The 13,315-nt window shown below is 71.7% G+C and carries 10 protein-coding genes; 8 read left to right on the forward strand and 2 right to left on the reverse strand.

Going from position 1 to position 13,315, the window contains the following annotated elements; genetic code table 11:
- Positions 1–8 precede the first annotated feature (8 nt).
- From ACF07B_RS30675 to ACF07B_RS30690, 4 genes are all read left to right on the forward strand, one after another.
- Positions 9–797 (forward strand): ATP-binding cassette domain-containing protein, encoded by a 789-nt coding sequence (locus tag ACF07B_RS30675; protein ID WP_362395009.1) that lies wholly within the window; start codon positions 9–11, stop codon positions 795–797.
- Positions 794–2,083: a sugar ABC transporter permease gene (locus tag ACF07B_RS30680; RefSeq protein ID WP_392181351.1), complete on the forward strand. Its 1,290-nt coding sequence runs from the start codon at positions 794–796 to the stop codon at positions 2,081–2,083. The genes ACF07B_RS30675 and ACF07B_RS30680 overlap by 4 nt, the downstream gene beginning before the upstream one ends.
- 195 nt (positions 2,084–2,278) lie before the next feature.
- The gene (dxs, locus tag ACF07B_RS30685) at positions 2,279–4,210 is read left to right on the forward strand and encodes a 1-deoxy-D-xylulose-5-phosphate synthase (RefSeq protein WP_392181352.1); all 1,932 of its coding nucleotides are present in this window, start codon (positions 2,279–2,281) and stop codon (positions 4,208–4,210) included.
- Positions 4,211–4,358: 148 nt separating this feature from the next.
- Positions 4,359–5,882, forward strand: a complete 1,524-nt coding sequence (locus ACF07B_RS30690) for an amino acid permease (RefSeq protein WP_392181353.1) — start codon at positions 4,359–4,361, stop codon at positions 5,880–5,882.
- Between the two features lie 230 nt (positions 5,883–6,112).
- Here the strand turns inward: ACF07B_RS30690 and ACF07B_RS30695 are convergent, their stop codons facing one another.
- Positions 6,113–6,493 carry an NTP pyrophosphohydrolase gene (locus ACF07B_RS30695; RefSeq protein WP_392181354.1) on the reverse strand — a complete coding sequence of 127 codons (381 nt, stop codon included), beginning with the start codon at positions 6,491–6,493 and terminating at the stop codon, positions 6,113–6,115.
- A gap of 203 nt (positions 6,494–6,696) precedes the next feature.
- Between ACF07B_RS30695 and ACF07B_RS30700 the strand changes: the two genes are divergently transcribed.
- Positions 6,697–7,713, forward strand: coding sequence for a hypothetical protein (locus ACF07B_RS30700; protein WP_392181355.1), 1,017 nt, complete (start codon positions 6,697–6,699; stop codon positions 7,711–7,713).
- Positions 7,714–7,854: 141 nt separating this feature from the next.
- On the opposite strand, the gene ACF07B_RS30705 is transcribed toward ACF07B_RS30700, so the two are convergent.
- Positions 7,855–8,964, reverse strand: coding sequence for an LCP family protein (locus ACF07B_RS30705; protein WP_392181356.1), 1,110 nt, complete (start codon positions 8,962–8,964; stop codon positions 7,855–7,857).
- Between the two features lie 183 nt (positions 8,965–9,147).
- Here ACF07B_RS30705 and galE point away from each other — a divergent pair, with 183 nt between their 5' ends.
- From galE to ACF07B_RS30720, 3 genes are all read left to right on the forward strand, one after another.
- Positions 9,148–10,134, forward strand: coding sequence for a UDP-glucose 4-epimerase GalE (gene galE / locus ACF07B_RS30710; RefSeq protein ID WP_369479633.1), 987 nt, complete (start codon positions 9,148–9,150; stop codon positions 10,132–10,134).
- Positions 10,135–10,471: 337 nt separating this feature from the next.
- On the forward strand, positions 10,472–11,590 hold the full coding sequence (locus tag ACF07B_RS30715; RefSeq protein ID WP_392181357.1) for a hypothetical protein: 1,119 nt from the start codon (positions 10,472–10,474) through the stop codon (positions 11,588–11,590).
- A 40-nt stretch (positions 11,591–11,630) separates the two neighbouring features.
- Positions 11,631–13,211, forward strand: a complete 1,581-nt coding sequence (locus ACF07B_RS30720) for a hypothetical protein (RefSeq protein ID WP_392181358.1) — start codon at positions 11,631–11,633, stop codon at positions 13,209–13,211.
- Positions 13,212–13,315: the final 104 nt, after the last annotated feature.

Consider the following 13,315-nt stretch of genomic DNA (forward strand, 5'->3'; position numbering starts at 1 on the left):
CGAAGGAGATGGTTCACGTGTCCGCTACGCCTGTTCTGGCGTTGCGCGGGGTCTCCAAGCGATTCGGTGCCGTCCAGGCGCTCACCGATGTAGAGCTTGAGGTCCACGCCGGTGAAGTGGTCGCCCTGGTGGGCGACAACGGCGCCGGAAAGTCCACGCTGGTCAAGACGATCGCCGGCGTGCACCCCATCGATGAGGGATCCATCGAGTGGGACGGCAAGGGCGTTCAGATCAACCGCCCGCACGACGCCCAGAACCTGGGCATCGCGACGGTCTACCAGGACCTCGCGCTCTGCGACAACATCGACGTCGTAGGAAACCTCTACCTGGGACGCGAGCTCAAGAAGCGCGGTGTCCTGGACGAGGTCGAGATGGAGCGGCGCTCCCGCGAGCTGCTGGACACGCTGTCGATCCGCATCCCCAGCGTCCGCATCCCGATCGCCTCGCTCTCCGGCGGTCAGCGCCAGACCGTGGCGATCGCCCGTTCGATGCTCGGTGAGCCCAAGCTCGTCATCCTCGACGAGCCCACCGCGGCCCTCGGCGTCGAGCAGACCGCCCAGGTCCTCGACCTGGTCGAGCGTCTGCGCGAGCGGGGCCACGCCGTGATCCTCATCAGCCACAACATGGCTGACGTGAAGGCCGTGGCCGACAAGGTCGCCGTTCTGCGTCTGGGACGCAACAACGGCATCTTCGAGGTCAAGTCGACCTCCCAGGAAGAGATCATTTCCGCCATCACGGGCGCCACGGAGAACGCCGTGACCCGTCGTGCGGCGCGCAGCGGGGAGGCTCAGAAGTGAGCATCGACAAGACTTCTGAGGCCGGTTCCCACGAGGTGGCGAACCCCGAGGCGGCCGCCAAGGCCGTCACCGCCGTCGACCCGCGCCTGCTCGTCCGCGAGCAGGGTTTCGCCGGTTACGTCGGCGAGTTCAAGCGCAAGATGAAGTCCGGTGACCTGGGTTCCATCCCGGTCGTCATCGGCCTGATCGTCATCTGGGCGATCTTCGCGAGCCTGAACGAGAACTTCCTCACCGCGGGCAACCTCTCCGACATCTCCGTCGCCATGGTCGGCACGGGCATGATCGCGGTCGGCATCGTCTTCGTGCTGCTGCTCGGTGAGATCGACCTGTCGGTCGGTTCGCTCTCCGGTCTGGCCGGCGCCACGTTCGCCGTGCTCAGCGTCACGCACGGCATGAACGAGTGGCTGGCGTTCGTCCTGGCCATCCTCACCGGCACGGCCGCCGGTGCGATCCAGGGCTTCGTCTTCGCGCGTATCGGTGTGCCGGCCTTCGCCGTCACCCTGGCGGGTCTGCTGTTCTGGAACGGCTTGATGCTCCAGATCCTCGGCAGCAACGGCACCATCAACCTGGACAGCGAGGGCGTCGTCGCCAAGCTGACCAGCTACTACTTCACCGATGTCGCCGCCGCCTACGTGCTCGCGGTCGTCGTGACCGCCGGGTTCTTCGTCAGCTCGTTCCTCGGCAACAAGCGCCGCGAGGCGGCCGGTGTGCCGTCCCGTCCGGTGAGCGAGACCATCGCCCGCACGGTGCTGCTGGGTATCCTCAGCTTCGGCGTGGCGATCATGTACAACCAGTACAAGGGTCTGCCGCTCGCCGTGGTGATCTTCCTCGCGGTCCTGCTGGTCACGGACTTCGTGCTGCGCCGTACCGCCTTCGGCCGGAAGATCTTCGCGCTCGGTGGCAGCGTCGAGGCCTCTCGCCGCGCCGGTATCAACGTCGAGCTGATCCGCATCTCGGTCTTCTCGATCTCCGGCACCTTCGCCGCCGTCGGCGGTCTGTTCATCGCCTCGAAGATCGCCTCCGCCAACCAGGGCGCGGGCGCCGGTGACCTCCTGATGAACGCCATCGCGGCGGCCGTCATCGGTGGCACCAGCCTCTTCGGTGGTCGCGGCCGCACCTGGAACGCCCTGCTGGGTGTTCTGGTGATCGTCTCGATCCAGTACGGTCTGGCCCTGCAGGGCATCGCCTCGCCGGTCCAGTACATGATCACCGGTGGCGTTCTGCTCGCCACGGTCGTCATCGACGCCGTCACCCGCAAGACCCAGAAGACCGCGGGTCGCGCGTAGGGTTCCCACCCACCCAGGCCTGTGCCCGGCGCCAATGGCGGCGCCGGGCACAGTCACGTCCGGACGGGAACACGTGTTCCCGTCCGGTTGGGCCGTTCGTGTGGCGTAGATCGCCAGACCCGGCCCGCGCCCGAAAAGGCGGAACATTAGACTCGACGAACCCGGCAAGAGCTCGATCACTGCAAGGAGGCACGGGTGGCGCTGCTGACCCGCATCACGGGACCGCGCGATCTGGACCGGCTGACTCTGGAGCAGCTCGACCAGCTGGCCGAGGAGATCCGGACCTTCCTCGTCGACGCGGTCTCCAAGACCGGCGGCCACCTCGGCCCCAACCTCGGTGTCGTGGAGCTGACCATCGCCCTGCACCGCGTCTTCGAGTCACCGAAGGACAGAGTGCTGTGGGACACGGGCCACCAGTCCTACGTCCACAAGCTGCTCACCGGCCGCCAGGACTTCTCCCGGCTGAAGATGAAGGGCGGCCTGTCGGGCTACCCCGCGCAGGCCGAGTCCGAGCACGACGTCATCGAGAACTCGCACGCCTCCACGGTCCTCGGCTGGGCCGACGGACTGGCGAAGGCGAACGAGGTCCTCGGCAGGAACGACCACGTGGTCGCCGTCATCGGTGACGGCGCGCTCACCGGCGGCATGGCCTGGGAGGCGCTGAACAACATCGCCGACGCCAAGGACCGCCCGCTGATCATCGTCGTCAACGACAACGAGCGCTCGTACGCGCCGACCATCGGCGGCCTCGCGAACCATCTGGCGACCCTGCGCACCACGGACGGCTACGAGCGCTTCCTGGCCCGCGGCAAGGACCTCCTGGAGCGCACGCCGGTCGTCGGCAAGCCGCTCTACGAGACCCTGCACGGCGCGAAGAAGGGCCTGAAGGACTTCATCGCCCCGCAGGGCATGTTCGAGGACCTCGGCCTGAAGTACGTCGGCCCGATCGACGGCCACGACATCGAGGCCCTGGAGTCGGCGCTCGCCCGCGCCAAGCGCTTCGGCGGCCCGGTCATCGTGCACTGCCTCACCGAGAAGGGCCGCGGCTACCAGCCGGCCCTCCAGGACGAGGCCGACCGCTTCCACGCCGTCGGCAAGATCCACCCGGACACGGGCCTGCCGATCGCCTCCTCCGGCGCGGACTGGACCTCCGTCTTCGGCGAGGAGATGGTGGCGCTCGGCAAGGAGCGCGAGGACATCGTCGCGATCACCGCCGCGATGCTCCAGCCGGTCGGCCTCGACCGGTTCGCCAAGGCGTTCCCCCAGCGGGTCTACGACGTCGGCATCGCCGAGCAGCACGCCGCCGTCTCCGCGGCGGGCCTCGCCACCGGCGGACTGCACCCCGTCTTCGCCGTCTACGCGACCTTCCTGAACCGCGCCTTCGACCAGGTCCTGATGGACGTGGCCCTGCACAAGTGCGGCGTCACCTTCGTCCTGGACCGCGCCGGTGTCACCGGCACCGACGGCGCCTCGCACAACGGCATGTGGGACATGTCCATCCTCCAGGTCGTCCCGGGCCTCAGGCTCGCGGCACCGCGCGACGCCGACCAGGTGCGTGCCCAGCTGCGCGAGGCCGTCGAGGTGACGGACGCGCCCACCGTGGTGCGCTTCTCCAAGGGCGCGGTCGGCCCGGCCGTCCCCGCCGTGGGCCGGATCGGCGGCATGGACGTCCTGCGGGAGCCCGGCACCGACGCGCCCGACGTCCTGCTGGTCTCCGTCGGCGCGCTGGCCCCGATGTGCCTGGAGATCGCCGCTCTGCTGGACCGCCAGGGCATCTCCACCACCGTCGTGGACCCGCGCTGGGTCAAGCCGGTGGACGAGGCCATGGCGCCGCTCGCCGAGCAGCACCGCGTGGTCGTCACCGTCGAGGACAACTCCCGGGTCGGCGGTGTCGGCTCGGCGATCGCCCAGGCCCTGCGCGACGCGGACGTCGACGTCCCGCTGCGCGACTTCGGCATCCCGCCGCGCTTCCTCGACCACGCCTCCCGCGCCGAGGTCATGGCCGAGATCGGGCTGACCGCGCCGGACATCGCCCGGCAGGTCACCGGCCTCGTCGCCAAGCTCGACGGCCGGTACGAGCGCACCACGGCGCAGGCCGTGGACGCCGTACAGCCCGCGCGCGACTGACGCCTCCGGGACACGGCCGATGGGCCGGTTTCAGCACCCTGTACGGGTGGTGAAACCGGCCCATCTGCGTGATCCGGGCCGCGTCGGGGCATACGTGCTACCTGCCCTCTCGATCATGTCGAGGACGACAAGCGTGGGAGGTACGTCCGTGAGCAACACCCTCTTCAGGACGAAAAGGGTCGAACAATCGATCTTGGACACCGAGGAACCGGAGCACGCGCTCAAGAAGTCGCTGTCCGCTCTGGACCTCACCGTCTTCGGCGTCGGTGTCATCATCGGCACCGGCATCTTCGTCCTCACCGGCAAGGTGGCCAAGGAGAACGCGGGGCCCGGCGTCTCGCTGGCCTTCGTCGCCGCGGGTGTCGCGTGCGCGCTGGCGGCCCTCTGCTACGCGGAGTTCGCGTCCACGGTCCCGGTCGCGGGGTCCGCGTACACGTTCTCCTACGCCTCACTCGGCGAGCTGCCCGCCTGGATCATCGGCTGGGACCTGGTCCTGGAGTTCGCGCTCGGTACGGCGGTGGTGGCCGTCGGCTGGTCGGGCTACGTGCGCTCGCTGATGGACAACGCGGGCTGGCACATGCCCGAGGCGCTCAGCGGGCGCGAGGGGGCGGACGGGTTCGGCTTCGACATCCTCGCCTCCGCGCTGGTGCTGGTGCTCACCGCCATTCTCGTCATCGGCGTGAAGCTCTCCGCCCGGATCACCACGCTGGTCGTCGCGATCAAGGTCACCGTCGTCCTGGTCGTGATCATCGCGGGCGCCTTCTTCATCAACGGCGACAACTACAAGCCGTTCATCCCCAAGGCGCAGGCCGTGGAGGCGGGCGGCGGCATCAAGTCACCGCTGATCCAGCTCATGTTCGGCTGGGCGCCGACCAACTTCGGCGTGATGGGCATCTTCACCGCGGCCTCCGTGGTGTTCTTCGCCTTCATCGGCTTCGACGTGGTCGCCACGGCCGCCGAGGAGACGAAGAACCCGCAGCGGGACATGCCGCGCGGCATCCTCGGCTCGCTGATCATCTGCACCACGCTCTACGTCCTCGTGTCGATCGTGGTCACGGGCATGCAGCACTACAGCAAGCTGTCCGTCGACGCCCCGCTCGCCGACGCGTTCAAGGCCACCGGGCACCCCTGGTACGCGGGCTTCATCAGCTTCGGCGCCGCCGTCGGACTGACCACGGTCTGCATGATCCTGCTGCTCGGCCAGACCCGTGTCTTCTTCGCGATGAGCCGCGACGGACTGCTGCCGCGCTTCTTCTCCCGCGTGCACCCGAAGTTCCGCACCCCGCACCGGCCGACCATCCTGCTCGGTGTGATCATCGCGATCCTCGCGGGCTTCACCAGCCTCAGCGAGCTGGCCGAACTGGTCAACATCGGCACGCTCTTCGCCTTCATCGTGGTCGCGATCGGCGTCGTCGTCCTCCGCCACACCCGCCCCGACCTGCCCCGCGCCTTCCGCACCCCGCTGGTGCCGTGGGTGCCGATCCTGTCGGTCCTCGCGACGCTGTGGCTGATGCTGAACCTGCCCGCGGAGACCTGGCTGCGGTTCGCGATCTGGATGGTCGTCGGCATCGTCGTCTACTTCCTCTACGGGCGCCGGCACAGCCTCCTGGAGCTCCGCCCGGAGAAGGGTTCGGACGGCACCCGGACCCCGCCCGGCGGCACGGCCGGGTAACCCTCGAAGACGTCCAGGTCGGCCCCGTGACTCCCGCGCCCCGGCGGGCGGGCACGGGGCCGCCGTACGTCGCGGACCCACCCGGACGCGCGAGGACGCAGCCGTCCGCCGCCGGTTTCCGCGGTAGGTGCACCGGCAGAAGCCGGGGGACCGCCCGCGGCGGGGCGTGGTCCGGCGCGGAGCGGTGCGCGAGGCCCGGCACCTGGGGGTGCGGGTGCGGCGCGAGCCGGTCAGTCCTCCGGCACCGGGCGTACCGTCCGGGGGCCCGTGACCTTCGCGCCCAGTTCGCCCACCCGCCGCCGCAGTTCGCGGTCCGCCGTGACGACCAGGCGGGGGCGGTCGGGCGCCTCGGCGACGAGCTCCACGATCCGGTCGTCACCGTGGCCCGGGGCCTCGTCCACCCGGACGCCGGGGACCGGGGCCACGCCCCGGGCGACGCCCTCCACGACGAGGACGATGTCCAGCGGACCGGGATGACCGGGCACTCCGGCCTCCGCCAGACCGGCCAGCCGGTCCCGGAGCCGCACGGCCGCCCCGCGCCGGTCGCGCCACCAGCCGTCGGGCACGGATCCGACCACGTTGGCACCGTCCACGATGAGCAGAGTCGTCATGGCCTCACCCTGCCAGAGGTCCGCCGGCCCGGCCGGGCGTCACGACGGACACGGCCGCGGCGCTCGGCCACGGACGGCTCCCACGCCGGGCCGCGGCGCGGCGCCGAGCGCCGGTGAACGGCCGGCGGCGGGCGGGGCGTCGGACCCGGTGGGCGGCATGCCCCCGGATCACCGGGCGGGCGGCCCCCGATTAAGGTGAACCGGTGAACGTCGACTGGCTCATACGCGGTCGCGACGGCAGGCTCAGCGTGTACCTGCTGTCGGAGGCCACCGTCCGCTGCCGGGCGGAGCACGGACCCGGCGGCCCCTGGGGTTCTCCCCGCACGGTGGGCGGCGATCAGCGCCTGCACTCCGTACTGGCCCTGGGTCAGGGACCCGATCGCTACACCCATCTGGTCTCCTGGCGCCCGACGGTCAAGGACCAGTCGGGTCTCGTCCACTCGACCCACTTCCGGCCGGACCTCGCCGCCCTCGACTGGAACCCGATCGGGCACCCCGACCGCACCGGGGACCGGACGGGCAACCCCGCCGTCGCGGTCGACGCGCAGGGGCGCGCCCATGTCTTCGTGCGCAACAAGAGCGGCGGAGTCGGCATGATCGCCCAGAAGGAGAAGGGCGGCTGGGGGCCCTGGCACGACCTCAAGGGGCACGACGTACGGGGGGAGCTGGCGGCCGTGACCGGGATGTCCGGCCGTGTCGAGCTCTACGCGGCCGTGTCGGGCGGTGTTCTGCACTGGAGCCAGGAGGAGCCGGGCGCGGTGCCCGCCCTGGACGAGGCACTGGAGGCGCCGGTCCGCCCGGACACCCTCCAGGCGCTCGCCACCTCCGCCGGCTCCACCACGCTCTTCTTCACCGACGACTCCGGCGACGTGTGCGCCTGGCGTCCGGGCACCAGGCCGGTGCCCCTGCTGACCGCGGCGGGCCCGGGCCCCGTCCGTGTCATCCGCTGCGAACTCGACGGTCACGACTGCACGTTGCTCGCTCAGCGCGCGGCGAGCGGCCGGGTGGCCTTCGCCGCCTATCCGACCGAGGACGAGTCGGCGGGCGCCTGGTGGACGGAGTCGGGGCCCGAACTCCCCGCCGACGCCCTGCTGTCGCTGGCGGAGGACGAGGCGGGCCGGGTGGTCGCCGCGACGCTCTCCCCGGGAACCGGCGAACTCCGCGTCACCCGGCGCAAGGACGAGCCCGGGATCGCCCTGGAGGCCTGGCGGGCGGTCTGACGACGGCGACCCCGCGGGGCCGTCGCGGCACATACGCCAACACCGCCGTACCGGGAGCCGGTACGGCGGTGAGGCGGTTCAACCGTGCGTGAGCGAGGCCGAGTCGATCCCGCGCGAGGAGCCCGGCCGGCGCGCGACGGGTCAGGAACTCCCGCCGGTGGCGGGCGACTTCTTCGCCGACTCGGGGATCACGGAGTCGGTGCGCAGCGCCTTCCACAGGGCCGACGCCTGCGGTTCGGCCGCCACCACCCGGTTCGGGTCGGCCTTGTCGTACGCCACCGGGAGCATGATCGTGTCCATGGTGGCCGGGTCGACGCCGTTCATGCTCCGGCCGAAATCGGCCAGCGCCGTGAGCGAGGCGAGGTCGGAGTCGGTGGTGAGGGCCTGGGTCAGACTGTCGGCGATCTTGTACGTCTTCGTCGGACTGCCCAGCAGGTCCTGCTTCTTGATCTCGGACAGCAGCGCGATCATGAACTGCTGCTGGAGGCCGATGCGTCCGAGGTCGCTGCCGTCGCCGATGCCGTGCCGGGTCCGCACGAACTCCAGGGACTGCGTGCCGTTCAGCTGGTGCGTGCCCGCGGCGAGGTCCAGGCCGCTGGAGCTGTCGTGGATGGCCTTGTCGACGGTGACGGTCACGCCGCCTATCGCGTCCACCAGGCCCTTGAAGCCGGCGAAGTCGATCTCCATGTAGTGGTCCATGCGGATCCCGGAGATCTTCTCCACCGTCTTCACCACACAGGCCGAACCGACCTGGGAGTAGATGGAGTTGAACATCACGCGCTGAGCGGAGGGGACCTTCGAACCGTCCGCCCTGGTGCACTCGGGGCGGGTCACCAGGGTGTCACGCGGGATGCTGACCGCGACGGCCTTCTGGCGGCCCTCGGGTATGTGCATCACCAGCGCGGTGTCGGAACGCGCCCCGGAGACGTTGCCCGTCTTGAGTGCGGCGTTGGCGCCCGCGCGCGAGTCGGATCCGAGGACCAGGATGTTCTGTCCCGAGGTGGGCAGCTTCTCCGGCCGGTCGTCGCCGATGGCCTTGTCGAGGTCGACGCCCTTGATGTTGCCGTCGAGGTCGCTGTAGAGCCAGTAACCCGTCCCGCCGGCCGCGAGGACCAGGACGGTCAGACCCAGCAGGATCTTCCTGCCGATGCGACGGCCGCCGGCGCGCTCGCGCTTGGCTCCCCGCCGTCCGCCGCCGCCCTTTCGCGGCGCTTCGGATGCGGTGGTCTGGGGCGTCGGGACGTGGCTCATCCTGGTCCGGGTCCTAGCTGCTCGTGCCCTGATGCGGGCGGATGTCGATGGCTCGAGGACTCGGGTGGGGGAGTGGCCGGTCCGTGGTGCGCGCGGTCGGTCCCGCGCTGTAAGCCGATGATCAAATTATGGACAAGAGGTGGTGAATTTGTGAACAAACACTGAACGAATAGTATGCATTCTATGACTTGGCTGATCACTGGCGGTGCGGGGTTCATCGGAGCCCATGTCGTCCGCGCCATGCTCGCGGCCGGCGAGCGTGTCGCCGTGTACGACGACCTCTCCACGGGCGACCCCGCCCGCGTCCCCGAAGGGGTGCCCTTCGTCAAGGGCTCCGTGCTGGACGCGGACCTTCTCCGCCGTACCCTGCCCGAACTGGGCATCTCCGGCGTGGTCCACCTGGCCGCGAAGAAGCAGGTCGGGGAGTCGGTCGAACGGCCGCTGTACTACTACCACGAGAACGTCCAGGGCCTCGCGACCCTCCTGGAGGCCGCCGCCGAAGCCGGCGTGCGGCGCTTCCTGTTCTCCTCCTCGGCGGCCGTGTACGGCATGCCCGACGTGGACCTGGTGACGGAGGACACTCCCTGCGCGCCCGTCAACCCGTACGGCGAGACGAAGCTCGCGGGGGAGTGGCTGGTGCGCGCGACCGGCCGGGCGCACGGTATGGCCACCGTGTGCCTGCGTTACTTCAACGTCGCCGGAGCGGCCGGAGCAGACCTCGCCGACACCGGGGTGTTCAACCTCGTGCCGATGGTGTTCGAGAAGCTCACTCAGGGGGCCGCGCCGGTGGTCTTCGGCGACGACTACGACACCGCGGACGGCACCTGCGTACGTGACTTCATCCACGTCGAGGACATCGCCTCCGCCCACCTCGCCGCCGCGCGCGCCCTGTCCGCCCGGGAGCCGGGCAGCGATCTGACGGTCAACATCGGCCGTGGTGAGGGCGTTTCCGTGCGCGAGATGATCGCGCTGATCGGCGACGTGACCGGCTACGGAGCCGAGGCCGCGCCGGTGTCCGCCCCGCGCAGGCCGGGCGACCCGGCCCGGGTCGTCGCGTCGGCCGGCCGTATCCGCGCCGAACTCGACTGGAGCGCGCGGTACGACGCCCGGGCGATGGTGACCTCCGCGTGGGAAGGCTGGTGCCTCCGCCACCCGGAAGCCCGCCGCTGAACCCTGGCGGACTCCACGGCCCCGCCGTCGCCCGGCGGGACCGGGAGCGGACCGGGATCGAGGCCGAGGCCGTGGCCGACGGGTTCTCCCCGGCGGTGAGGTCCGCGGGCCAGGGCGCCCGGCTCAGCGGTCCGGTCCTCCCGGGCCGAGGTCCCGGCCGAAGGTGAGCCCTGATCCGGGCTCTTCGGCGCCGGCCGGGTGACCGCCCCCCGAGACCAGGATCAGCGAGCCCGCACGCACGGGCTCCCGCGCGGCGGTATCGCACGTGTGACGTAGTGAAGGGCGGTGCGCCCCCGGCCCGGCCGGGGCCGCACCGGTAGGAAGGAAGACGACGGACATGAGGGCCGACACCGCGCGGAACGACGCGCGACGGCGACAGTCGGCCGAAGGCGAGGCAGCGGGCCACGCCGGCCGGCTCCCCGCCGTACTGTCGGGGCCGTGGCTGGTACCGGGGCACGACGGCCGGCTCATCGCGTACGCGCAGGTGGACCAGGCCGTGCTGCGCTGGACGGAGCGAAGCCCCGGCGGTCCGGACTGGACCGGCCCGGATGTCCTGCCCGCCGAGGGAATCACCGAGCTCACGGTCGCGCAGGGCCGTAACCGCTACGTCCAGCTGCTGGGCCGGCGGGTGCGTGACGGCGGCGACGGTCCCCCCGCGGTGGACCTCGTCTACGCGATCCAGTACCAGGCGGGCCGCCCGCTGAGCGAGTGGCGTTCGGTCGGCAACCCGCACGGCAAGCGCGAACGCACCGCGCAGATGGGCGCGCCGGCCGCCGCGGTGGACACGGCGGGCGCGCTCCACGTGTTCGTGGCCACGGCCGAGGGCCATGTGGCGATGCGGCGCGAGGACGCCTCGGGCCGCTGGGAGCCCTGGCTCGACCTCAAGGTGACCGCGGCCCTGGACGTCCCGGCCGCGGTCGCCACCTCCACCGGGCACGTCGAACTCCTCGCCCCCACCTCCACCGGTGCCCTGACGTGGTATCAGAGGAGTCCGGGCGCGGTGCCGGAACGCGGCCACGACCTCGACGTCGTGCCGCTGCCCGGCTCGGTGACCGCGGTGGAGACCTCGCCCGGACGCGTGACCTACTACCTGACCGATCTGGTCGGCGCCGGCATCGTCGCCGTACGCCCTGGGGAATGGCCGGTGCCGATCGGCGGGAATCCCGGTGACGGACGCCACGCGGCACTCGCCACCACTCTCGACGGATACCCCTGCACCGTGCTCGCGCACCGGGACGCCGGGGGCCGGATCGTGCTGGGCGTCTGTGTCGCGGAGGACGAGCGCAACGGGGTGTGGTGGACCGACACGGGCACCGTCTGCCAGGGCGACCCCGTGCTCGCCCGCGACGGCCGGGGGCGGGTCGTCGTCCTCGCCGTGGCCGGAGACGGCACACTGACCCTGGCCCGTCAGGAGGACGGTCCGGGACTGACACTGGGCGACTGGATCACCATATGACCGCGCCGGGAACCGCTTCCGCGCCGAGGGACGTGAGGACATGAGGCGAAAGCCCGACCGCAGGCCGGGAGCCGGAGCCGCCGTGGGCGACGCACCGGACGGCCGCGGCCATGTGGTCGCGGTGGTCGTCCCGGAACCCTCCGCCGCCGTGCCGCTCGTCGAACGGGAGGAGCCCGGCGCCGAGATCGCCGTGGTCTGTCTGCGGGCGGGTACGAAGGAGGACCGGGCGGCGCTCGACCGGGCCCTGTCGGCTGCCGGCGCACGCGGCTGCCGGACGGCGGGCGGCCCGCGCGTGGTGGACGCCGAGGGCGCGGACGCCGTGGCGGCGCTGACCGAGGAGTTGCGCGCGATCGGCCCGGAGCGGCTGCACACGCTGGACCCCGATCCCGTCCACGTCTCCATCGACGACACGAGCGGGGTGCCGTCGTACGGCGTGCCGTCCGCGCACGCCGAGACCGCCGCGCTCGCGCTCGCCGCGGCCCGCGCCCTGCAGCTCCGGACGGGACGGCCGCTGTTCGCCGACTGCCGTCGCGGGGAGGCGGACCCGCTGCTCGGGATCGCCGCGGCCCGGCGCCACCCGGCACCCGTGAACTGGTTGTCCGCCGGCCTCGACGGGCGGCTGACCGCGTTCCTGCCCACGGCCGCGGGCGTGGCGCGCTGGTACGAGGAAGTGCCCGGCGGGGCGTGGCACGGACCGGAGGTGGTGGAAGGCTCCGGTCTGCTGCCGGGACTCGCGGTGGTGCCGGATCCGCACGGGATGCCGCACCTGTTCGCGCTGCGCCGCACCATCCGGGGCGCCGGTGAGGTGCATGTCGAGGTCGTGCACGCGGCCCAGTACCGCACCGGACGGTCACTGACCCCCTGGCACTCGCTCGGCGGCCCGAACGCCGGCGCGTGGCGCAAGGGACGCGAGGTCGGTTTTCCCACGGCCGCGTTCGACGCCGCCGGCCGGCTCTTCGTGTTCGTGCGCAACTTCGGGCACAGCATCAGCTATCGCTGCCGTTCGACGGACGGCAGCTGGACGGGGTGGCAGCACCTCGGCGGCACCCGGGTCTCCGACGAACTGCTCGCGGTGACGGCCGGTCACGGCGGGGTCGAGGTCTTCGCGCGGGCGCGGGACGCGGCCGCCGTGGTGCGCTGGTACCCGGGACCGGGCGGCGCCTGGACCGAGGACCGGACGGTCCCGTTCGCCGTGCGCCCCGGCACCCTGGGGCCCGCGCCGGAACCGGGCGCGGTGCTCTTCCGCGATCTGCGCACCGGGGACGCCTCGTACTGGAGTCCCGGCACCCCGGCTCCCTGCTCGCTCGGTGACGCCGAGGGGGAGGGGCCGACGGCCGTCGCGCGCAGCGTCGAAGTGGACGGCTGGGCCCACTCGGTCCTGGTCCGCCCGGACACGCACGGTGCGTGCGTGACGGGCGTGTACCCGCGGGGGCGGGCCGACATGGGCGTGTGGTGGCAGGACCTCGGCGCGTCCTCGTACGCCGCGCCCGCCGCGGCCGTGAGCCGGACGGGACAGCTGACCGTGGCGACCCGGGCTCCCGGCGGCCGACTGCTGCTGGCCAGGCGTCAGGAGGACCGGCCCGGCCTCGCCTTCGGCGGCTGGCGGCCGGCGGACGGCTGATCCGGCTCCGTCGGCGGCCCGGTGGATGGCTTGTTCTCGACTGCGCACCCTTCGGTAGGTGATGCGCCGTTTTGGTGCGCTCTGGTACGGGAGTGGGGAGAGCC

This window comes from Streptomyces sp. NPDC015532 (assembly GCF_043078065.1).
Lineage (GTDB): Bacteria > Actinomycetota > Actinomycetes > Streptomycetales > Streptomycetaceae > Streptomyces.

Coding starts and splice junctions, on each gene's coding strand:
- ACF07B_RS30705 (WP_392181356.1), bottom strand. CDS start 8,964: ATGAGCCACGTCCCGACGCCCCAGACCACCGCATCCGAAGCGCCGCGA.
- ACF07B_RS30715 (WP_392181357.1), top strand. CDS start 10,472: ATGAGGGCCGACACCGCGCGGAACGACGCGCGACGGCGACAGTCGGCC.
- galE (WP_369479633.1), top strand. CDS start 9,148: ATGACTTGGCTGATCACTGGCGGTGCGGGGTTCATCGGAGCCCATGTC.
- ACF07B_RS30720 (WP_392181358.1), top strand. CDS start 11,631: ATGAGGCGAAAGCCCGACCGCAGGCCGGGAGCCGGAGCCGCCGTGGGC.
- ACF07B_RS30695 (WP_392181354.1), bottom strand. CDS start 6,493: ATGACGACTCTGCTCATCGTGGACGGTGCCAACGTGGTCGGATCCGTG.
- ACF07B_RS30675 (WP_362395009.1), top strand. CDS start 9: ATGGTTCACGTGTCCGCTACGCCTGTTCTGGCGTTGCGCGGGGTCTCC.